16 protein-coding genes are annotated in these 21665 nt (G+C 75.1%); 3 read left to right on the forward strand and 13 right to left on the reverse strand.

Annotated elements, in window-relative coordinates; all coding sequences use genetic code 11:
• Nucleotides 1–99: 99 nt before the first annotated feature.
• From lipA to ACH5AR_RS14525, 5 genes are all read right to left on the reverse strand, one after another.
• Nucleotides 100–1053, reverse strand: coding sequence for a lipoyl synthase (lipA, locus tag ACH5AR_RS14505; RefSeq protein WP_396301724.1), 954 nt, complete (start codon nucleotides 1051–1053; stop codon nucleotides 100–102).
• A gap of 183 nt (nucleotides 1054–1236) precedes the next feature.
• Nucleotides 1237–2007: a lipoyl(octanoyl) transferase LipB gene (lipB, locus tag ACH5AR_RS14510; protein ID WP_396301957.1), complete on the reverse strand. Its 771-nt coding sequence runs from the start codon at nucleotides 2005–2007 to the stop codon at nucleotides 1237–1239.
• A 244-nt stretch (nucleotides 2008–2251) separates the two neighbouring features.
• Nucleotides 2252–4162: a helix-turn-helix domain-containing protein gene (locus ACH5AR_RS14515; protein WP_396301725.1), complete on the reverse strand. Its 1911-nt coding sequence runs from the start codon at nucleotides 4160–4162 to the stop codon at nucleotides 2252–2254.
• 66 nt (nucleotides 4163–4228) lie between these two features.
• Nucleotides 4229–5629 carry an MFS transporter gene (locus ACH5AR_RS14520; RefSeq protein WP_396301726.1) on the reverse strand — a complete coding sequence of 467 codons (1401 nt, stop codon included), beginning with the start codon at nucleotides 5627–5629 and terminating at the stop codon, nucleotides 4229–4231.
• Nucleotides 5630–5780: 151 nt separating this feature from the next.
• A complete protein-coding gene (locus ACH5AR_RS14525) occupies nucleotides 5781–6542 on the reverse strand; it encodes a 3-hydroxybutyrate dehydrogenase (RefSeq protein WP_396301727.1) in 762 nt (253 codons plus the stop codon).
• A 428-nt stretch (nucleotides 6543–6970) separates the two neighbouring features.
• Here ACH5AR_RS14525 and ACH5AR_RS14530 point away from each other — a divergent pair, with 428 nt between their 5' ends.
• The gene (locus ACH5AR_RS14530; protein WP_396301728.1) at nucleotides 6971–8830 is read left to right on the forward strand and encodes a regulator; all 1860 of its coding nucleotides are present in this window, start codon (nucleotides 6971–6973) and stop codon (nucleotides 8828–8830) included.
• 207 nt (nucleotides 8831–9037) lie between these two features.
• On the opposite strand, the gene ACH5AR_RS14535 is transcribed toward ACH5AR_RS14530, so the two are convergent.
• Nucleotides 9038–10369, reverse strand: a complete 1332-nt coding sequence (locus tag ACH5AR_RS14535; RefSeq protein WP_396301729.1) for an FAD-dependent oxidoreductase — start codon at nucleotides 10367–10369, stop codon at nucleotides 9038–9040.
• Nucleotides 10370–10717: 348 nt separating this feature from the next.
• On the reverse strand, nucleotides 10718–11623 hold the full coding sequence (locus ACH5AR_RS14540) for a TIGR01777 family oxidoreductase (protein ID WP_396301730.1): 906 nt from the start codon (nucleotides 11621–11623) through the stop codon (nucleotides 10718–10720).
• An 87-nt stretch (nucleotides 11624–11710) separates the two neighbouring features.
• Here ACH5AR_RS14540 and ACH5AR_RS14545 point away from each other — a divergent pair, with 87 nt between their 5' ends.
• On the forward strand, nucleotides 11711–12208 hold the full coding sequence (locus ACH5AR_RS14545) for a GNAT family N-acetyltransferase (protein WP_396301731.1): 498 nt from the start codon (nucleotides 11711–11713) through the stop codon (nucleotides 12206–12208).
• A gap of 149 nt (nucleotides 12209–12357) precedes the next feature.
• Nucleotides 12358–13431 (forward strand): DUF2510 domain-containing protein, encoded by a 1074-nt coding sequence (locus tag ACH5AR_RS14550; RefSeq protein ID WP_396301732.1) that lies wholly within the window; start codon nucleotides 12358–12360, stop codon nucleotides 13429–13431.
• An 18-nt stretch (nucleotides 13432–13449) separates the two neighbouring features.
• On the opposite strand, the gene ACH5AR_RS14555 is transcribed toward ACH5AR_RS14550, so the two are convergent.
• From ACH5AR_RS14555 to ACH5AR_RS14580, 6 genes are all read right to left on the reverse strand, one after another.
• Nucleotides 13450–13965 carry a DUF4240 domain-containing protein gene (locus ACH5AR_RS14555; protein ID WP_396301733.1) on the reverse strand — a complete coding sequence of 172 codons (516 nt, stop codon included), beginning with the start codon at nucleotides 13963–13965 and terminating at the stop codon, nucleotides 13450–13452.
• A gap of 258 nt (nucleotides 13966–14223) precedes the next feature.
• Nucleotides 14224–15993, reverse strand: a complete 1770-nt coding sequence (gene sucB, locus ACH5AR_RS14560; RefSeq protein WP_396301734.1) for a 2-oxoglutarate dehydrogenase, E2 component, dihydrolipoamide succinyltransferase — start codon at nucleotides 15991–15993, stop codon at nucleotides 14224–14226.
• A gap of 79 nt (nucleotides 15994–16072) precedes the next feature.
• Nucleotides 16073–17479 (reverse strand): dihydrolipoyl dehydrogenase, encoded by a 1407-nt coding sequence (lpdA, locus tag ACH5AR_RS14565; protein ID WP_396301735.1) that lies wholly within the window; start codon nucleotides 17477–17479, stop codon nucleotides 16073–16075.
• Between the two features lie 409 nt (nucleotides 17480–17888).
• The gene (locus ACH5AR_RS14570) at nucleotides 17889–19391 is read right to left on the reverse strand and encodes a leucyl aminopeptidase (RefSeq protein ID WP_396301736.1); all 1503 of its coding nucleotides are present in this window, start codon (nucleotides 19389–19391) and stop codon (nucleotides 17889–17891) included.
• A gap of 257 nt (nucleotides 19392–19648) precedes the next feature.
• Nucleotides 19649–20440, reverse strand: coding sequence for an adenosylcobinamide-GDP ribazoletransferase (locus ACH5AR_RS14575; RefSeq protein ID WP_396301737.1), 792 nt, complete (start codon nucleotides 20438–20440; stop codon nucleotides 19649–19651).
• 81 nt (nucleotides 20441–20521) lie between these two features.
• The gene (locus tag ACH5AR_RS14580; RefSeq protein ID WP_396301738.1) at nucleotides 20522–21646 is read right to left on the reverse strand and encodes a nicotinate-nucleotide--dimethylbenzimidazole phosphoribosyltransferase; all 1125 of its coding nucleotides are present in this window, start codon (nucleotides 21644–21646) and stop codon (nucleotides 20522–20524) included.
• Nucleotides 21647–21665: the final 19 nt, after the last annotated feature.

Genomic DNA, 21665 nt, shown 5'->3' on the forward strand with positions numbered 1-21665 from the left:
GCGGGGTGAAGACCGGGAAGGGCGGAGCCGCGACTCCGCCCTTCCATGGCTCGAAACGGTCGGTGGACCGACCGGGGTCAGACCGGGGACCGACCGGGGTCAGACCGCGGCCTGCTCGCGCCGCTCCAGGGCCTGCCGGTACAGCCGGCCGGCCCGGTACGAGGAGCGCACCAGCGGGCCCGACATGACGCCCGCGAAGCCCAGCTCCTCGGCCTCCTGCTGGAGCTCGACGAACTCCTGCGGCTTCACCCAGCGCTCCACCGGGTGGTGGCGCAGCGAGGGGCGCAGGTACTGGGTGATGGTGATCAGCTCGCAGCCGGCGCCGACCAGGTCGGCCAGCGCCTGGCTGACCTCCTCGCGGGTCTCGCCCATGCCCAGGATCAGGTTGGACTTGGTCACCAGCCCGGCCGCACGGGCCTGGGTGATGACGTCCAGCGAGCGCTCGTAGCGGAACGCCGGGCGGATCCGCTTGAAGATCCGCGGCACCGTCTCGACGTTGTGCGCGAGCACCTCGGGGCGGGAGGAGAAGACCTCGGCCAGCTGCTCGGGCACCGCGTTGAAGTCGGGGATGAGCAGTTCGACGCCGGTGCGGCCGGCCTCGCGGGCGGCGGTCATCGCGTGCACCTGGCGCACGGTCTCGGCGTACAGCCAGGCGCCGCCGTCCGGCAGGTCGTCGCGGGCGACGCCGGTGATGGTGGCGTAGTTGAGGTCCATGGTGACGATGGACTCGGCGACCCGGCGCGGCTCGTCGCGGTCGAACTCGGCGGGCTTGCCGGTGTCGATCTGGCAGAAGTCGCAGCGGCGGGTGCACTGGTCACCGCCGATGAGGAAGGTCGCCTCGCGGTCCTCCCAGCATTCGAAGATGTTGGGGCAGCCGGCCTCCTGGCAGACCGTGTGCAGCCCCTCCTTCTTCACCAGCGACTGGAGGGCGTTGTACTCCGGGCCCATCTTCGCGCGGGTCTTGATCCACTCGGGCTTCCGCTCGATGGGGGTCTCGCTGTTGCGGACCTCCAGGCGGAGCAGCTTCCTGCCGTCGGGCGCGACAGCGGACACGTGCGACTCCTAGAACTAGACGGGGTACCCCCAGGGTACGCCTGTGGTTGTACGGCCTTCGCCGGGGCGGTTGCCCTGCAATCGCAGGGCAACATGGCTACCGGTCGGTAGATTCCCAGCGGGAGGCCGGGGTTTCCGGCAGCAGTCCGGGGTTTCGGGCGGAACAGCCGGAAGCAGCCGGGATCAGCGGTGGAGCGCCGGCTCCGGCAGTTCGGCGAAGACGTCCGCCAGGTGCCGCTCCACCACCGGCGCCGCCTCGGCGACGGACAGCCCGCGCTTCAGCTCGCCGGAGAGCGAGGCGACGCCCGCGTCCCGGATGCCGCACGGCACGATCTTGTCGAACCAGGTCATGTCCGGGTCGCAGTTGAGCGCGAAGCCGTGCATCGTCACCCCGCGGGCGACCCGCACGCCGATCGCGGCGAGCTTGCGGTCGTCACCGCGCTGGCCGGCGTTGGAGGGCGCGTACTCGGGGCCGGCCAGGCGCGGGTCGATGCCCAGCGGCAGGCCCATCCGCAGGGTCAGCTTGCCGATGTCCACCACCTGCGCCGGGTCCACCACGGCGTCCGGGATGGACTCGCCCAGCACCCAGACCCCGCTGCGGCCCTCGACCCGGGTCGACCCGATGCCGAACTCGCCGGCGGTGCGGATCAGTGCCTCCTCCAGCCGACGGACGTACGCGATGACGTCGATCGGGTCGGGCAGCTTGACGATCGGGTAGCCGACCAGCTGGCCCGGGCCGTGCCAGGTGATCTCCCCGCCCCGGTTGACCTCGACCACCGGGGTGCCGTCCAGCGGCAGGTCGGCGGGGTTGGTGCGCTTGCCCATGGTGTACACCGACTGGTGCTCCAGGAGCAGGACGGTGTCGGGGATCTCGTCCGCGACCCGCAGCGCGTGCAGCCGTTGCTGCTCCTCCCAGGCCTCCTGGTAGGGCACGGTCCGCTCACCTATGCCCATGTGGACGAAACGCACGTTCTCGCTCACCGCTGCCGCTCCTTGCCAGGCGTTCGAGACCAACCTCGCCACTGTACGCCCAGCCCGGCCGAAGCCCTCCGGCCGCCCGGGCCCACCGCCCCGGCGGCCATCAACCCGGCGACCGCCGCCCCGGGACCGCTGCCCCGGGAGCACCGCCGCCCGGGCCCACCGCCCCGGCGACCATCAACCCGGCGACCGCCACCCGGGGAAGGACTCCCCGCCCCGCTCAGCCCCCCGCGAGCAGCTGGAGCCGCAGCGCGAGCTGGAGCTCCAGCGAGCGCTCCGGCTGGTTCCACTCCCGCCCCAGCAGCGCCTCGACCCGGTCCAGCCGCTGGACCACGGTGTTCACGTGGACGTGCAGTTCGTCCTTGGCCCTGGTCAGGCTGCCCCCGCAGTCGAAGTAGGCGCGCAGGGTGCGGACCAGCTCGGTGCCGCGCCGGGCGTCGTAGTCCAGCAGCGGCCCGAGCGTCGCGCCGACGAAGCCCTCCACGTCGTGGCCGTCACCGAGCAGCACGCCGAGGAAGCCGAGGGCCCGGGCGGAGGCCCCCTGCCCGGCGCGGCCCAGCACCCGCAGCGCCCGCAGGCAGCGCAGGCCCTCGCCGTAGGAGGCGGCCAGCGCGGCGGGCCCGGCGGCGGGGCGGCCCGCTCCGACGGTGACCGGGAACCCGGCCAGCCGGGCCAGCCGCTCGGCGGCCCGCCGGGCGGTCTCCTCGGGGTCGCCGGCGCCGCCGGCCTCGACGGGCGCCAGCAGTACCACCGTCTCGGCGTGCTCGGCGCAGATGCCCCGGGAGCCGAACAGGTAGCGCCGGGCCGCGCCCGCCAGCCGTCCCCGCTCGTCGGTCTTCCCGTCGGCCGGCTCCGCGACCAGCACCAGGTGCGGCCGGGCGAGGTCGACGCCGAGCCGGCGGCCGCGCGCGGTGAGCCCGGCCGGGTCGCGCTCCGGGGCGGTCAGCAGGTCGGTGAGCAGGTCGCCGCGGACCCGGTTCTCGGTCTCGGCGACGGAGCGGCGCAGCAGCAGGAGCAGCGCGGTGACCACGCTGGCCCGCTCGAACAGCCGCCGGTCGGCGTCGTCGAGCTCGGGCCGCCCGCGCAGCACCATGGTGCCGAGCGCGTCGTGCCCGGCCAGCACCGCGCAGACCCACTGCTCGCCGTGCCGTACCGAGCGGCCCTCGGCGCGGGAGGCGGCGAGGGCCTCGGCCAGTTCGGCGGCGGGGGCGGCTCGCCCCGCCAGCGGCTCGCCCTCGGCGTCCAGGACCGCTATCTCCCCGCCCAGCAGGGCGGCGACGGCGGCGGCGACGTCCGGGACCTCGGCGCCGCGCAGCACCAGGTCGGTGAGCCGGTCGTGCGCCTGCTCGGCGCGCTGCACGGCGGCGGAGTGGGCCCGGACCAGCTCGTTGGCGGCGTTCAGCTCGGCGAGCGCGGCCCGGGTGTCGGCCAGCGACTTGGCGGTGTCCAGGGCGATGGCGGCGTGCGCGGCCAGCGAGCAGAGCAGCGCCACCTCGTCGGGCGAGAAGGCGCGCGGCGAGCGGTCGGCGGCGAACAGGACGCCGATGACCTGCCCGCCGAGCAGCAGCGGCACCCCGATGATCGCCACCAGGCCCTCGTCCAGCACGCCCGCGTCGATCGTGCCGGTGTGGTGGAAGCGTTCGTCGGTGCGGTAGTCGGGGGTGGCGTACGGGCGGGCGGTCTGCGCGACCAGCCCGCCCAGGCCGTGGCCGAGGCTGAGCCGCAGGGTCTGGAACAGGACGGAGACGGAGCCGTCGGTGACCCGCATGTAGGTGTCGCCGGCGGCCTCGTCCGGCAGGGTCAGGTAGGCGGTGTCGGTGCCGAGCAGCATCCGGGCCCGGCGGACGATCGCCTGGAGCACCGTGTCCAGGTCCCGGGAGGCGGCGAGGTCCCCCGCGGTGTCGAACAGGGCGGTCAGCTCGGCCTCGCGGCGCCGGTGCTGACGCAGGGTGCGGTGCACCCGCAGGGCCTGCCAGGTGGCGTCGTCGATCTCGGCGAGGACGGCGGCCGGCGCCCCGCGGCGGCGGGCGTCGGCCAGCACGTCGGCGAAGTCCTCGGTCGCGGCGCCGGAGGCGAGCAGGTCGAGCAGCCGCCGCAGGGCGGGAGCGGCGCTTTCCTGAGGATGGTTCATGGTGCGTGCTGCCAATCGGCGTCGGTTCCGTCGGTTCCGAGAAAGCGCGATCGTACCGGCTCGAACTCAGGCGACGGCGGGCTTCCCGGCCCCGGCGGCGTCCGGCTCCTGACCCTCCCGCGCCGCCGGCCCGTCCGCCGCCCCGACCTCGGTGAGGTCCCGGCCCCTGGTCTCCCGGCCGCAGAGCACCGCCAGCACGGTGATCGCGGCGGCGACGGCGACGTACACCGCGATGGGGGTGGCGCTGCCGTGGTCCCTGAGCAGCGCGGTGGCGATCAGCGGCGCCGGGGCGCCGGCCGCCACCGAGGAGAACTGGGCCCCGATCGAGGCGCCCGAGTAGCGCGTCCGGGTCGCGAACAGCTCGGAGAAGAAGGCGGCCTGGGGCGCGTACATGGCGCTGTGGAAGACCAGGCCGACGGTCACCGCGGCGAGCAGCGAGCCGAAGGACCGGGTGTCGACCATCCCGAAGAAGACGAAGGCCCAGGCGCCCACCCCGACCGCGCCCACCAGGTAGACCGGCCGGCGCCCGACCCGGTCGGACAGCGCGCCGAACAGCGGGATCAGCGCGAACTGGACGGCGGAGGCGATCAGGACGGCGTTCAGCGCGGTCTGCTTGGAGAAGTGGGCGTGGGTGACGGCGTAGGTGAGCACGAAGGTCGTCATCACGTAGTAGGAGATGTTCTCCGCCATCCGCGCCCCCATCGCCACCAGCACCTCCCGCCAGTGGTTGCGCAGCACCTCGACCAGTGGCGGCCGTTCGGCCGTCCCGAGCTCCGCCTCGCGCCGCTCCCGGGCCGCCAGCGCCTGCCGGAACAGCGGCGACTCGTCCACCGCCAGCCGGATCCACAGCCCGACCGCGACCAGCACCGCCGACAGCAGGAACGGCACCCGCCAGCCCCAGGCCAGGAAGTCGGCGTCCGACTGCACCGCCGTCATCAGCGACAGCACCCCGGCCGCCAGCAGGTTCCCGGCCGGAGCCCCGCCCTGCGGCCAGGACGCCCAGAACCCCCGGCGCCGCTGGTCCCCGTGCTCCGAGACCAGCAGCACGGCGCCGCCCCACTCGCCGCCGAGCGCGAAGCCCTGCACCAGCCGCAGCACCGTCAGCAGCACCGGCGCCGCGACCCCGATCGAGTCGTAGGCGGGCAGCAGCCCGATCGCCGTGGTGGACCCGCCCATCAGCAGCAGGCTCACCACCAGCAGCCGCTTGCGCCCCACCCGGTCCCCGAAGTGCCCGAACACCAGGGCCCCGAGCGGGCGCGCCGCGAAGCCGATCGCGTAGGTCAGGAAGGACAGCAGGGTTCCGGTCAGCGGATCGCTGTGCGGGAAGAACAGCTTCCCGAAGACCAGCGCCGCCGCCGTCCCGTACAGGAAGTAGTCGTACCACTCGATCGTCGTGCCGATCAGGCTCGCAGCCACCACTCTCGGGAGTGAGCTGCTCGCCGCCGTGCCTCGCGCGGGGGTGTTCATGGCCACCACTTCCAGAACCGGGGGGAGACGATGTCGCCACAAGGTAGGAAGCGCCCGACCCCGGGACTATGTGGGCGGCCCATACAGTCCCGGGGTCGAATGTGAGCGCCCGCGCCATGCGCGGGGCGGGCCGGCGCGCGGTGCGCCGCGCTCAGTGGGCCGTCCAGCCGCCGTCCACGGGGAGGCTGGCGCCGGTGATGTAGGAGGCGGCGGGGGAGCAGAGCCAGAGGGCGAGCTGGGCGACCTCCTCGGGCTCGATGAGGCGCTTCACGGCGGTGCGGTCGAGCATGATCCGCTCGACCACCTCGTCCTCGTGGATGCCGTGGGCGAGCGCCTGGGCGGCGATCTGCTTCTCCACCAGGGGCGTCCGGACGTAGCCGGGGTTGACGCAGTTGCTGGTGACGCCGTACGGCGCGCCCTCCAGGGCGACGGTCTTGCTCAGGCCCTCCAGCCCGTGCTTCGCCGTGACGTACGCGGACTTGAAGGCGCTGGCGCGCAGGCCGTGGACGGAGGAGACGTTGACGACCCGGCCCCACTCCCGCTCGTACATGTGGGGCAGGGTGCGGCGCAGGATGCGGAAGGGGGCCTCGACCATGACGCGCTGGATGAGGGCGAAGCGGTCGGGCGGGAACTCGTGCACCGGCGCGACGTGCTGGAGGCCCGCGTTGTTGACGACGATGTCGGCGTCGTCCGGCAGGGCGTCCACGGCCGCGGGATCGGCGAGGTCGGCGACGACCGCGCGGCCGCCGATCCGCTCGGCGAGCTCCTCGGCCGGGCCGACCGCGAGGTCGACGACGTAGACCCGGGCGCCGGCGCCGGCGAAGGCCTCGGCGCAGGCCCGGCCGATGCCCGAGGCGGCCCCGGTGACCATGGCCGTGCGGCCGGCGAGCGGGCGGGCAGTAGAGGTGTCCATGGCCGAGAACGGTAGGAATCCGGCGGCCCCGCTCCCATGTGGCGGGCCGCCACAGCAACCCGCCCTCCTGTGGCGCCGTCCGCCATGACGCGAAGGCACCGTCCGAACGGCGGATCGACCCCTGGAGAGCCCCTCGGATCGACCCTCGGATCGACCCTCGGAGATGCCCTTGGAGATGCCCTCCAGAAGGGCACCGGGAAGGCGGTCGAAACGGCTGACGGTTCGGCCACGGAAGACCAAACCCGTTCCGGCTCCGCTTCCCCACAATGGGCGCGGTTGCTTCACCCGTTCGGTGGATTGCTCGGTCAGATCCACCCATAGCGCCCGAATGCTCGCTACATTCACGCCGATTCCCGACAGGGGGCGCCGCCCCAGGCCGCCGAAGTGCTGGTGAGGCCCGGTGCGACGTCCGAGAGGTGTTGACAGACATGCCCCAACGGCCTGCAACCGACAGCCCGGCGTACGGACCGCTCGACCCGCTCGGCCAGCACCGAGGGCCGGTCGGCCGGACCCTTCCGGACGCCCCCGACGCCCTGACCGCCGAGACGCTGACCCCCGACGCCCCGGACGCCGACGACGTGCGGCTGCCGGTGCAGGCCACACCCGACCGGCACGAGCACCCCGCCCCGCCGGCGCCCGCCCCGGCCCGAGGCCCCGGCCACTCCGGCCCGGCCCCGCAGAACGGCCAGCTCGCGGCGCTGATCGAGGAGGCCGGCTTCTCGCACGCCGGCCTCGCCCGCCGGGTCGACCAGCTCGGCCTGGAGCACGGCCTCGACCTGCGCTACGACAAGACCTCGGTCACCCGCTGGCTGCGCGGCCAGCAGCCGCGCGGGGCCACCCCGGCGCTGATCGCCGAGGTGTTCACCCGCCGGCTCGGCCGCCGCCTCACCGCCCAGGACCTCGGCCTGGACGCCTGCGCCCCGGTCTACGCGGGCCTGGAGTTCGCCGAGACGCCGCAGGAGGCGGTGGACATCGTGGCGAGCATGTGGCGCAAGGACAACGGCCCGCAGTCCGAGCTGCGCCGGATCGCCTTCACCCCGGCCGGCCTGGTCGTCCCCAGCCGGGACTGGCTGATCGGCCGCACCGACGAGCGGGTCGCCCGGGACGGCTCCACCCTGGCCCGTCCGGACGCCGCCACCGGCCCGCCCTCGGCCAGCACCGCCTCCGCGGCCATCATCGGCGCACCGGCGCCGGGCGCGCCCGGCGCGCCTCCCGGGAGCCCGGCGCGCGGCCCGGCCCCCGGCGCCCCCGCCGCCCGCAGCACGGCCGGGACCACCGGCACCGCCCCCACCATCGGCCGGGTGCCGATCCAGAGCCGCCGGCCGCCGGTCGCCGTCGAGCCGCCGTACACCGACCCGGCCCGCGAGTCCCGCCCCACCCTGCGGGTCGGCCGCGGCGACATCGCCGCCATCCGTGCCGTCGGCGACCTCTTCCGCGCGCTCGACCACGCCTACGGCGGCGGGCACGCCCGCCAGGCACTGGTCCGCTACCTGGAGAGCGAGGCCGAGCCGATGCTGCGCGGCCGCTACGGCGAACAGATCGGCCGGGCCCTGTTCGGTGCCGTGGCCGACCTCACCAGGCTGGCCGGCTGGACGTCCTTCGACATCGCCGCGCACGGCCTCGCCCAGCGCTACTTCGTCCAGGCGCTGCGCCTCTCCCAGGCCGCCGGGGACCGCGCGCTCGGCGGGTACGTGCTGGTGACGATGAGCCAGCAGGCCGTCCACCTGGGCCACGGCCGGGAGGCGGTGCAGCTCGCCCGGGTCGCCCAGCAGGGCGTGGGCACCTCCGTGCCGCCGGTCGTCCAGTCGCTGATGCACGCCGCCGAGGCGCGCGGGCACGGCCTGCTGGGCGACGTCCGCTCCTGCACCACCGCCCTGGTGCGCGCCGAGCGCTCCCTGGCGGCGGCCCGGCCGGGCGACGAACTGCCCTCCTGGGCGCGGTACTTCGACGAGGCGCAGCTCTCCGACGAGTTCGCCCACTGCTACCGCGACCTCCAGCAGTGGCGGACGGCCGCGCAGCACGCCGAGAAGTCGCTGCGGCTGCGCTCGCCCGCCTACGCCCGCAGCCGGATCTTCTGCCGGCTGGTGCTGGCCACCGCCAGGCTGGGCATGGGAGACCTCGACGAGGCCTGCACCATGGCCACCGACGCGCTGCGGGCGGCGGGGGAGATGCGCTCGGCCCGCTCGCTGGAGTACGTCCGGGACTTCCACCGCCGGCTCACCCCGTACCGCGGCAGCCCGGTGGCCCGCGCCTTCGAGGAGACGGCCCGGCAGGCGGGGGTGATCTGACCGGCCGGGAGCGGCCCCGCCGAGCGCCGAGCGTGGAGCGCCGGGTACGGGGCCGGGGCCCCGCCCCCGTACCCGACGCCCGGCGGCGGCAGCGGGCCTTCGGGCCCGGAGCCGCCGCACGCAGAGCCGTGCCGGCGCCCGGCCCGCCGTCGGTCCGTCACCCCGGCGGACCGCCGGCGGGCCCGGGCGCCCCGGCCCGCCGAGCGGTCAGGCCGCCGCCTCCTCCTCCCGGGCCCCGGCCGGCAGGCCGAGGTCGCCCAGGACGGCCTGCGCGGCCCGCCGCCCGGACACCAGCGCGCCCTGCACGGTGCTGGTGTCCCGGTGGTCCCCGGCGACGTACAGCCCGGCCAGCAGCCGCACCGGGCGGCGGTGGTTGTGCGGCGGCGGCATCGCGGGCAGCGCGTCCGGGACGTGCCGGACGCCGAGGAACTGCCACCCCGACGTCGGGACGCCGTACAGCTCGGCCAGCCGGGCCCGGACGGCGGGTTCCAGCCCGGCCGGGCCGCCCACGTCGAAGGCGCGCCGCCCGAGCACGGTGGTGGCGATCAGGGCCTGGCCGGGCGGGGCGTACGACGGGTGCAGCTCGCTGAGCACCAGCGAGTGCGAGACCAGCGGCGGGTGCCCGTTCGGCCGGTCGCCGTCGAGCAGCAGGACGGCCTCGCCCAGCGGGGCGGCGTCGGCCGCGTGGTAGAAGGTCGTGACGGGGTGGAAGTCCGGTAGCCGCAGCCCGGGCAGCAGCTCGACGGCGGAGCGGGCGTCGGTGGCGACGACGACGGCCTGGGCGCCGATCCGCCCGTGCTCGAGGGTCTCCACGCCGTCCGCCGCGATCGAGGTGACCCGCACCCGGGTGCGGACGGTGCCGGCGGGCAGGGCGGCGGCCAGCTGGGCCGGGACCGCCGCGATCCCGCCGGCGGGCAGACAGAGCCGTCCGCGCGCGTACGAGCGCAGCACCAGGTCGGCGGCCCGGCTGCTGGTGCCGAGCGCCGGATCGCAGAGCAGCGCGCTGAGCAGTGGGCGCAGGAAGCCGTCCACGGTGCGCTGGGCCAGGCCGTGGCCGGTGAGCGCGCGGGCGGCGGTGGTCTCCGGCCGGGCTTGGAGCCGGGCCACGGGGGTGGTGGCGAGCCGGCCGAGCCAGCCGGCCAGCCGGGCCTTGTCCAGCGGGCTGCCGAGCGGCGCCCGGGTCGCGGCCTGCCGGGCGACGGTGAGCTGGGGGTCCCCGGCGCGGTACCGGCGACCGGCGCTGTGGACCAGTACGCCGGGTGCGAGCGGGCGCAGGTCGAGGCGGTCGAGGTCGAGCGTGCGGCGCAGCTCGGGGAAGGCGGTGTTCAACAGGTGGCTGCCGTCGTCGAGCCGGAATCCGTCCTGCTCGCGGGTGGCCATCCGGCCGCCGATCCGGTCGGTGGTCTCCAGGACCTGAACGGCGAGGCCGTGGCCGGTGAGCGCGCGGGCGGCGGCCAGGCCCGCGAGTCCGGCGCCGACCACGACGACGTCCGGGTCGGACGGCCGACGGGCGCGGCGGGTGAAGTCGTACGTGGGCACTGGCGTGCTCCCTCCCTGGTCCCGGGGCTCCGGCCGACGCAGGCAGCGGGGTGCCGGGACACGGTCCGTGGAGGGTGATGCCCAGTCAGTACGAGTATCAGACAGGTGCGTCTGGCCGGATCCGGGCGTCGAACAGGGTTGTGCGGCACCGGTCGGGGGCGCGGTGACGGACAGTGCGCCGTGACGGCCGCGTTCGGGGGTCGTCGGGAGCGTACGGTCACCGGGGGCGTGCGACGCGCCCGCCGTGTGCTCCCGTGCGCCCCCTCCTCGGGCCCCCTCGGCCCCGGCCCGGCATATGCCCCTGGCCAGGGCGGATGCCGGAATTCCGGGGACTACGGGCGGCGCGCGTCACATCGCCGCGAGCACCGCCGAGTACACGTCCGGGTGGGTGAAGCGGAACCCCGCGTCCAGCAGCCGCCGCGGCACCACCCGGTGGCTGCCGACCACCTCGACCGCCAGCTCGCCCAGCACCGCCCTGAGGACCGCCTCCGGCACCGGGAACGGCGTCGGCCGCCGCAGCGCCCGTCCGAGCGCCTCGGTCAGCTCGGCGTTGGTGGCCGGTTCGGGCGCGGTGAGGTTGAAGGCGCCGGAGAGGCCGTCGTGGTCGATCAGGAACCGCAGCGCGGCCACCTCGTCGTGCAGCGAGATGAAGCTCCAGTACTGCCGCCCGCTGCCGAGCCGCCCGCCGAGGCCCAGCCTGAACAGCGGGAACAGCCGCTTGCCCGCCCCGCCGGCCGAGGACAGCACCAGCCCGGTGCGGGGGTGGACGACCCGGATCCCGGCCCGCTCGGCCGGCCGGGCGGCATCCTCCCACTCCTGGCAGACCTCGGCCAGGAAGTCGTCGCCGGCGGGGGAGTCCTCGTCGATCACCCGGTCGCCGGTCTGGCCGTACCAGCCGACCGCGGAGGCGCTCACCAGGACCTGCGGCGGCTCCTTGAGCGCGGCCAGCGCGACGGCCAGCGTCTCGGTGCCGTACACCCGGCTCTCCCGGATCTCCCGCTTGTAGGACTCCGTCCAGCGGTGGTCGCCGACCCCGGCGCCGGCCAGGTGCACCACGGCCCGGACGCCGGCCAGTCCGTCCCGCTCGACCTCGCCGAGCAGCGGGTTCCAGCCGATCGCCGTGCTGCCGTCCGGCTGCGGGCCCGTCCTGGACCGGTGCCGGACCAGCCGGACCACCTCGTGGCCGTCCGCCAGCAGGGAGCGGACGAGCGCCGAACCGATCAAACCCGTGGAACCCGTGACAGCGATGCGCATGCGCCCATCCTCGCAGCTGCGGCCCGCTCCCGCGGCTTCGCCGACCACCCGTCACCTGCCTGCGCCCACCCGGTTAGCATGCCGGGCATGCCTGATGACGATCTGATCATCCGTACGGCGCGGAGCGAGGACGAGCGCGAACTGGCGGTCCTCAACCACGCGACCTGGTCCGTCCTGTCGGACGTCTCCCCGCAGCCGCCGGTCGAGGACCCGGTCTTCGACGAGCGGCACACCCCGGACCAGTACCTGCTGGCCGTGCTGGACGGCCGGATCGTCGGTTACGTCCGACAGGTCCCGGCCACCCCGCTGGCGAGCAACCGGCACGTGCGGCAGATCCAGGGGCTGGCCGTGGACGCCGCCGTCCGCGGCCGGGGCGTCGGCCGCCGGCTGGTCGAGGCCGCCTGCGCGGCGGCCCGGTCCGCGGGCGCCCGGAGGCTGACCCTGCGGGTGCTCGGCTGGAACGCCCCGGCCCGTCGGCTCTACGAGAGCTGCGGCTTCGTCGTCGAGGGCTCGCTGGCCGAGGAGTTCCTGATCGACGGCCGGTACGTGGACGACGTCTGGATGGCCCGTCGGCTGGCCGACTGAGCCCCGCCGGTACCCGGGCCTGCCGTCCGTCCGGTCCCGCGGTCCGAACCGGTCCGCCGCACAGGGGTGTTGGCAGCCTCCCGGGGTGGTGCGGAGTCGTGACGGCCCGGCCCTGTCCGGAGCGCCGCCGGGCCGGGTACCGTACGCCCGTGAGCAACTCGACGCCTCCCGGGTGGTACCCGGTCCCGGGTGCGGACGGCACCCCCGGTCACGAGCGCTGGTGGGACGGCAACGCCTGGAGCAGCGAGGTCCGACCGCTCCAGGGCGGCGTCGCGGGCGGGTTCGCCGACGCCCCCACCCAGACCGGTCCGCCGTCCGACCAGCGGCCCGGCTACGGCTACCCGGGCGGTCCGGCGGCCCCGCCGGCCTACGGCTACCCGGGCCAGGAGGGCTACCCGCTCCAGGGTGGTCACCCCGGCCAGGAGGGCTACCCCGCCCAGGGCGGCTACCCGGCCCAGGCCCCCGGCCCGGCCTACGGCTACCCGGGCCCGGGCTACCCGCCGCCCGCGAAGGCGCCCGGGTCGAGGACCGGCCTGGTCGTCGGCATCGCGGTCGCCGTGCTGGCCGTGGGCGGGATCGTCGCCGGGATCGTGCTCAGCGGCGGCGGCGACGACCGGCGGGCGGACCCGGCCCCGAACCCCACGGTCACCGTGACCGAGAGCACCGGTCCCTCGCCGAGCCCCACCCCGTCCACGGCCGCGCCCGCCCCCAAGCCCGTGCCGGCGGTCAGGAGCACCGTCCCCGACGCCCAGCACTCGATCACCGTGCCGGTCCTCGACGGCTGGGAGGTGTCCACCAGCCCGCCGCACTCGACGGTCTACCTCGGCTCCGGCCGCTACACCTGCCCGGACGGCGGCTCCTGCATCCGCGGCCAGTTCTCGGTGGAGAAGGACACCGTCCAGGGGGCCACGCCGAAGGCCGCCGCCGACGCCCAGATGCCCGTCTACGCGGGGCAGATCTTCTCCGGGGTCAGCTCGCACACCGACGCCGGCTCCGGGTACGTCAGCGTGGCCGGAGTGCTCGGCTACGCGACCCGCTGGCACATCCGCACCTCGGACGGCACCCAGGGCTACGTGCTGCTGGCCGCCCTCCCGGCCAAGGGCGGCGGCTACGTGGTCATGGAGGGCGGCGTGGACGACAGCCCGGCCGCGCCGGACTTCTCGGTGCTGGACCAGATCCTCAAGGGCATCAAGCAGGACGGCAGCTCCGGCAGCAGCGCCTGACGCGGCCGGGCCGGGCCGTCAGTCCCCGTACCGCTCCCAGAGCTTGGGGAAGCGCTTCGCCATGGCGTCCGGGTCGTCGAAGTCCAGCACCGGCCCGGCCGGCCGGTCGGGCTGCCGTCCGCCCACCTCGGGCAGCGGCAGCCCGGTCAGCTGCTCGTAGGCCTCGTCGGCCGCGTAGAGGAGGTCCTCGGCCTCGCCGTCCTCCTCCTCGTCGAAGTCGGGCAGCAGGTCCGCGAGGTCGTCGGGCTCGCTCAGCCCGCCCTCGAAGACCTCCCGGCCCTGGCCGATCAGCCAGGAGCGGAAGTAGTCGAAGCTGTCGTCGGAGGCGCCGCCGAGCAACAGGTAGGCCGCGCCCCACAGGTCGTCGCGGTAGGCGCGGTGGAACCGCGCCTGGAACAGCCGGGCGAAGTCGATCACATCGTCCGGGGTCAGCTGGAGGAGCCGTTCCACCAGGAGGTCGGCCTGCTCGTCGGGGTCGCCGTCGGCGGCGTCCCGGGTCTCGTCGATGATCTGCCAGAAGTCCGTCTCGTCCATCACCGCTCCAGCATCCCCGTTCGGCCGCGTCCGCGCATGCCGCGACTCGGTGCGGACCCGGCTCGGCGTGTCCCGGCACCGTCCCGGGGCCGGAGGAAGCGGACGGAGCGGGCGGGAGGAGCGGGCGGGCGGAGCGGGTCGAAGGAGCGGCCGGACGGACCGGGAGGAGCGGACCCCGCGCCGGGAACGGCGGAACCCCGCACCGTCCGGGGACGACACGGGGTTCCGTACGCGGTGTTCCGCGGTGACCGGGTGGGGTCAGAGGCCGAGCTCGACCTCGAACTCGCCGGCCTCCAGGATCTCCTTGACCGCGACCAGGTAGCGGGCGGCGTCCGCGCCGTCCACCAGGCGGTGGTCGTAGGAGAGCGACAGGTAGGTCATGTCGCGGATGCCGATGGCGGTGCCGCCGTCGGCCTCGATGACCACCGGGCGCTTGACGGTGGCGCCGATGCCCAGGATGGCGACCTGGTTCGGCGGCACGATCACGGTGTCGAACAGCGCACCGCGCGAGCCGGTGTTGCTGATGGTGAAGGTGGCACCGGACAGCTCGTCCGGGGTGATCTTGCTGTCGCGGACCTTGGCGGCCAGCTCGGCGGTCTTCTTCGAGATGCCGGCGATGTTGAGGTCGCCCGCGTTCTTGATGACCGGGGTCATCAGGCCCTTCTCGGAGTCCACCGCGATACCGATGTTCTCGGTGTCGAAGTAGGTGACCGTGCCCTCGGCGTCGTTGATCCGGGCGTTGACGACCGCGTGGACCTTCAGCGCCTGGGCCGCGGCCTTGACGAAGAACGGCATCGGGGAGAGCTTGACGCCCTCGCGGGCCAGGAAGCCCTCCTTGGCCTTGGCGCGCAGCGACATGATCTTGGTGACGTCCACCTCGACCACGCTGGTGAGCTGGGCCTGCTCGTGCAGCGCCTTCATCATGTTGTCGCCGATGACCTTGCGCATGCGGGTCATCTTGACGGTCTGGCCGCGCAGGGCGGACGGCGCGGCGGCGGCCTTCGGCGCGGCGGCCGGAGCGGCGGCGGCGACCGGGGCCGGGGCGGCCTTGGCGGCCTCCGCGGCGGCGATGACGTCCTGCTTGCGGATGCGGCCGCCGACGCCGGTGCCGGCGACGGAGGACAGCGCGACGCCGTGCTCGGCGGCGAGCTTGCGCACCAGCGGGGTGACGTAGGCGTCACCGTTGTCGGCCGCCGGGGCGGCCGGGGCGGCCGGGGCGGCCGGAGCAGCCACGGGGGCCGGAGCGGCGGCCGGAGCCGGGGCGGCAGCGGGGGCCGGGGCAGCGGCCGGAGCCGGAGCCGGAGCGGGGGCAGCGGCCGGAGCCGGAGCCGGAGCCGGAGCGGCAGCCGGGGCAGCGGGGGCCGGGGCAGCGGCCGGAGCCGGAGCGGTAGCCGGGGCCGGAGCGGCGGCGGCACCGGCGGCACCGATCAGGGCGAGCTGGGCGCCGACCTCGGCGGTCTCGTCCTCGCCGACCAGGATCTTCACCAGGGTGCCGGCGACCGGCGACGGGATCTCGGTGTCGACCTTGTCGGTGGAGACCTCCAGCAGCGGCTCGTCGACCTCGACGGTGTCACCCTCGGCCTTCAGCCAGCGGGTGACGGTGCCCTCGGTGACCGACTCGCCCAGCGCGGGCAGCAGCACCGGGGTGGCGTCGGCGGCCGGGGCGGCAGCCGGGGCCGGAGCCTCGGCGGCAGCCGGAGCCGGAGCGGCGGCCGGGGCCTCGGCGGCCGGAGCGGCGGCGGGCGCGGCCTCGGCGGCGGGGGCCGGGGCGGCGGCAGCCGGAGCACCCGAACCGTCCTCGATGATCGCCAGCTCGGCGCCCACCTCGACGGTCTCGTCCTCGGCGACCTTGATCGCGGCCAGGATGCCGGAGGCCGGCGCCGGGATCTCGGTGTCGACCTTGTCGGTGGAGACCTCGAGCAGCGGCTCGTCGACCTCGACACGCTCACCCTCGGCCTTCAGCCAACGGGTGACGGTGCCTTCGGAAACGCTCTCGCCCAGCGCGGGCAGTGTTACTGAGACCGCCATGGTTTCAGCGACTCCTATCAAGTCTTGCGTACGGAAGTACTTGCGTACGGGAAGTACCGGGAAGGGGGGTGGGGCGCGATCAGTCGTGCGCGTGCAGCGGCTTGCCGGCCAGCGCCAGGTGCGCCTCGCCCAGGGCCTCGGACTGGGTCGGGTGCGCGTGGATGAGCTGCGCGACCTCGGCCGGCAGGGCCTCCCAGTTGTAGATCAGCTGGGCTTCGCCGACCTGCTCGCCCATGCGGGCGCCGACCATGTGGACACCGACCACGGCGCCGTCCTTGACCTGGACGAGCTTGATCTCGCCGGCGGTCTTCAGGATCTTGCTCTTGCCGTTGCCGGCCAGGTTGTACTTGAGGGTGACGACCTTCTCCTTGCCGTACAGCTCGACGGCCTTGGCCTCGGAGATGCCGACGGAGGCCACCTCGGGGTTGGAGTAGGTCACGCGCGGGACGCCGTCGTAGTCGATCGGCACCGGCTTCAGACCGGCCAGGCGCTCGGCGACCAGGATGCCCTCGGCGAAGCCGACGTGGGCCAGCTGGAGGGTCGGGACGAGGTCGCCGACGGCGGAGATGGTGGGCACGTTGGTGCGCATGTACTCGTCGACGAGGACGTAGCCGCGGTCCATCGCGACGCCGTTCTCCTCGTAGCCGAGGCCGGCCGAGACCGGGCCGCGGCCGATGGCGACGAGCAGCAGGTCGGCGTCGATCTGCTTGCCGTTCTCGGTGGAGACGCGGACACCGGCCTCGGTGTACTCGACGCCCGAGAAGCGGGCCTTCAGCTCGAACTTGATGCCGCGCTTGCGGAAGGCGCGCTCCAGCAGCTTGGAGGAGTTCTCGTCCTCCAGCGGGACGAGGTGCGGCAGCGCCTCGACGATGGTGACGTCGACGCCGAAGGACTTCCAGACCGAGGCGAACTCGACGCCGATCACGCCGCCGCCCAGGATGACGGCCGACTTCGGGATGCGGTCGAGCTTGAGGGCGTGGTCCGAGGAGATCACGCGGTTGCCGTCGATCTCCAGGCCCGGGATCGAGCGCGGGACGGAACCGGTGGCCAGGACGATGTGACGGCCCTCGATGCGCTGGCCGTTCACGTCCACCGAGGTCTGCGAGGAGAGCTTGCCCTCGCCCTGGACGAAGGTGACCTTGCGGGACGCCACCAGGCCCTGGAGGCCCTTGTACAGGCCGGCGATGACGTCGTCCTTGTACTTGTGGACGCCGTTGATGTCGATGCCCTGGAAGGTGGCCAGGACGCCGAACTCGGCGGCCTCCTTCGTCTCGTCCGCGATCTCCGCGGCGTGCAGCAGCGCCTTGGTCGGGATGCAGCCGCGGTGCAGGCAGGTGCCGCCCAGCTCACCCTTCTCGACCAGGGCAACGCTCAGGCCCAGCTGAGCGGCGCGGAGCGCCGCGGCGTAACCGCCGCTTCCGCCTCCGAGAATGACTACGTCGAAAACGGTGCTGGCGTCGTTCGCCACGTCACGTCCTCCATGCATGGGGTGGGTCGCCGGGCCGGTCGCGGTCCGGTGGGTCGGAAGCCTTTGTGGGGCGCCCAGTCGTGCCGAAAATACATCTTCGCACTTGTTCACGGTGGCTGATGTCCGGGTCCGCCCCGGGGGTGGCCCGGAGCGTGGTCACCGGGGTGGGAACACCCCCGACCGAAGGGCATCATCGCAGCTCAGCGCGGTGTTGACAGCCGCCGGACGGGCGGCTTCCGCGCGGCTCGCCGCGGCTTCTTCCGCACTGTGGAACAAAGTTTCGCCCGCAGCGAACAGCGGTGCACCGGGGTGCCGCCGCCTACTCGCAGGTAACCCCGCCGGAACGCCGACGGGGCCCGGCGCACGTGCGCCGGGCCCCGTCACGACGGGACTCCGGTCCGGGGCAGCCCCCGGACCGGGTGCCGGGTCAGGCCTTGCCGTTCGCCCTCTGCTCGGCGAACCGGACGAGGGTGCGCACCGCGCTCGCGGTGCCGCCCTTCGGGGTGTAGCCGAACGGCGCGCCCTCGTGGAACGCCGGGCCGGCGATGTCCAGGTGCGCCCAGTCGGTGCCCTCGGCCACGAACTCCTTCAGGAACAGGCCGGCCACCAGGCCGCCGCCCATCCGCTCGCCCATGTTGGCCAGGTCGGCGATGGTCGACTCGGTGAAGCCCTTGCGCAGGTCGGCCGGCAGCGGCATCGGCCAGGACTGCTCGCCCGCCTCGCCGGCCAGGGCGTGCAGCTCCTCGCGCAGCTCGTCGTCGTTGGACATCACGCCGAAGGTGCGGTTGCCCAGGGCCAGCACCATGGCACCGGTCAGGGTGGCGACGTCCACGATGACGTCCGGGTTCTCCTCGCCGGCCCGCACGATCGCGTCGGCCAGCACCAGGCGGCCCTCGGCGTCCGTGTTCAGGACCTCGACGGTCTTGCCGCCGTACATCCTCAGCACGTCACCCGGGCGGGTGGCGGAGCCGGACGGCATGTTCTCGGCCAGCGCCAGCCAGGCGGTCACGTTGACGGCCAGGCCCAGGCGCTTGGCGGCCACCACGGCGGCGAACACGGCGGCGGCGCCGGCCATGTCGCACTTCATGGTCTCGTTGTGGCCGGCCGGCTTCAGCGAGATGCCGCCCGAGTCGTAGGTGATGCCCTTGCCGATGAACGCCAGGGTGGCCTTGGCCTTCGGGTGGGTGTAGGCCACCTTGACCAGGCGGGGCGGGTTCACCGAGCCGCCGCCGACGCCCAGCAGGCCGCCGTAGCCGCCCTTGGCCAGCGCCTTCTCGTCCAGCACCTCGACCTTGAGGCCGTGCTCCTTGGCGGCCGCCTGGGCGATCGCGGCGAAGCTCTTCGGGTTCAGGTCGTTCGGCGCGGTGTTGACCAGGTCGCGGGCCCGGTTCATCTCCTCGCCGACCGCGGTGGCGCGCTCCACGGCGGCCTTGGCGTCCTTGCTGCCCTTGCGGGCGGCCGGCAGGACCAGCTCGCCGACCGGCGCCTTGGCGCCGCCGTCGGCCTTGTAGGTGCCGAAGGCGTACGCGCCGAGCAGGCCGCCCAGCGCGACGGCCTCGACCTCGGCCGGGGACTCGGCCGGCAGCAGCAGCGCGGCCTTCCTGGCGCCGGCCAGGGTGCGGGCGGCGACACCGGCGGCGCGGCGCAGCGCCTCCAACTGGTAGCCGTCCTCGGCGGCCTCGCCCAGGCCGACCGCGAGCACGAGCGCGGCCTTCAGGCCGGCGGGGGAGGGGACCTTGACGGCCTCGCCCTCGGCGCCGGTCGCGCCCAGGGTGGCGAGGACCTCGGTCAGCTTGCCCTCGAACGCCTCGTTCACGGCCTCGGCACCGGGGGCCAGCACGATGCCCTTCGGGCCCTTCGCGACACCGACCACCAGGGCGTCCGCACGCAGCGCGGCGGCGGAGGAGGTGCTCACAGACAATGCAGTCACGTAATGCGTCCTGTTCTTTCGTGGTCCACGGCCGGCCACGGCGAGGCTGCCGCACCGGCGCAGCCCGCCGTCACAGGCCGTCCCCCGGCGGGCCTGCGGGTTCCGGGGCCCCTGGCGCGCGCGCACGCCGGGGCGGCCGCGCACACCAGAAGCCCCGGCTCCTCGGGACGCGCCGGGCGGGCAGGACCTGCGACGGTGCAGGGCTGCGGTGCTCCACGCATGGTAGTCCGCATGCTGGGATCACGCGCCGCCCGGTGTCAGCCGAGCAACGCCAGGGCGAACAGCGAGGCGGTCGCGGCGGTTTCGGCCGTCGCGCCGAGCACGTCCCCGGTGATCCCGCCGAACCTGCGCACGCACCGCCGCAGCAGCAGCCGGGCGCAGCCGAGGCCGACCACAACGGCCAGCGGCAGACGCAGGGCTGACCACCCGTCGGCCAGTCCGGCCGCGGCCAGGACGAGCGCCGAGGCGGCCGTCGCGGCGGCGGCCCCGGCGGGCGGCACGGTGCCCGCGACCATCGCCCCCAGCCCGCCGGGCCGGGCGGCCGGCACCGAGCGCAGGCAGCCCCAGGTGAGCGCGCACCGGGCGGCCGTCGCCGAGGCGAGCACGGCGAGCGCGCCGCGCGGCGCGGAGTGGCCGAACTGCCCGGCCAGGGCGGCCACCTGGGCGAGCAGCACGAGGACCAGGGTCAGTACGCCGAACGGACCGATGTCGGACTGCTTCATGATGCGCAGCGCGTCCTCGGCCGGCTTCCCGCTGCCCAGCCCGTCGGCGACGTCCGCCAGGCCGTCCAGGTGCAGCCCCCGGGTCAGTCCGGCGAGCACCCCGACCGCGGCCACCGCGCCGAGCGTCCCACCGGCCCGCCAGGCCACCAGGGCCCCGGCCGCGGCCGCCACCGCCCCCAGCACCAGCCCGACCAGCGGGGCCGTCAGCATCGCCCGGCCCCCCGCGGCCCGGTCCCACCGCTCGACCCGCACCCGGAGGACGGACAGCGTCCCGAACCCGAACCGCAGGCCGTCGGCCCAGCCGGCCCGGTCGCCGCCGCTCGCCATGGAGCCGTTCCTCTCACGAAACGGGAACGCCCCCGGCAGGGGCGTTCCCGGGGTCGTCGCGCACCCGGGGGTGCGGGTCTGCTACAGCTTCCGCAGCAGGTCGGCCGCCGAGGGCAGCCGCGGCTGCTCCTTCGGGGCGCTCGGCGCCGCCGGCACGAAGGGTTTCGGCGCCTCGTCCGCGAGCACGTCCCCGGCGGCCTGGAGCAGCGGCAGCGCCAGCAGCGCGCCGAGGCCCTCGCCCATGGTGACGCCCTGTTCGTGCAGCGGCGTCAGGGTCAGCCGGTCGTACGCCTTCGCCTGGGCCGGCTCGCCGCTGGACTGCCCGGCCCGCCACCACTCCGGTGCCCGGAAGGCGATCCGCTGGGCGACCAGCGCGCAGGCGGCCGAGACCACGCCGTCCAGCACCACCGGCAGCCGCCGGACGGCCGCCTGGAGCAGGAAGCCGGTGATCGCCGCGAAGTCGGCCCCGCCGGTGGCGCCGAGCAGCGCGAGCTGGTCGCCGAGGACGGGCCGGGCCCGCCGCAGCGAGTCCCGGATGGTGGCGCACTTGACCATCCACACCCGGTCGTCGATCCCGGAGCCGCGCCCGGTCACCGCCGCCGCGTCCGTCCCGCAGAGCGCGCCGACCAGGACGCCGGCCACCGTGGTGGCGCCGACCCCGAGGTCGCCGAGCAGCACCAGGTCGGTGCCGGCGTCGGCCTCCTCGTCGGCGACGGCCATGCCGGCCCGGAACGCCCGGACGGTCTCCTGCGGGGTGAGCGCGTCCTCCACGTCGATCCGCCCGGAGCCGCGCCGGATCCGGTGGGCGACCACGTCGTCCGGGAAGTCCGCCGGGTCGGCGTCCACGGCGACGTCGACGACCCGCACCCGGGCGCCGTAGCGCGCGGCCAGCCGGGACACCGGAGCGCTGCCGTCGAGCACGGCGCGCACCCGGGCCGCGGTGCCGCCCCGGGCGGGCATCCGGGAGACCCCGAGCGCGGCCACGCCGTGGTCGGCGGCGAACAGCAGCACCTTGGGGGAGGAGACGGGCAGCACCGGCGAGCGCCCCTGCACGGAGGCCAGCCAGCTGCCCAGCTCCTCCAGCCGGCCGAGCCCGCCGCGCGGCCGGTCGGCCGACTGCCAGCGCTCCTCGGCGGCCCGCCGGGCGGTCTCGTCGGGGCGCTCGACGAGCGAGGAGAACGTATCGAGATCCACGGTCGTGTCCATCGTCCGGAAGGCTACACGC

The sequence above is a fragment of the Kitasatospora sp. NPDC018619 genome, assembly GCF_044391605.1.
Classification (GTDB): domain Bacteria; phylum Actinomycetota; class Actinomycetes; order Streptomycetales; family Streptomycetaceae; genus Kitasatospora.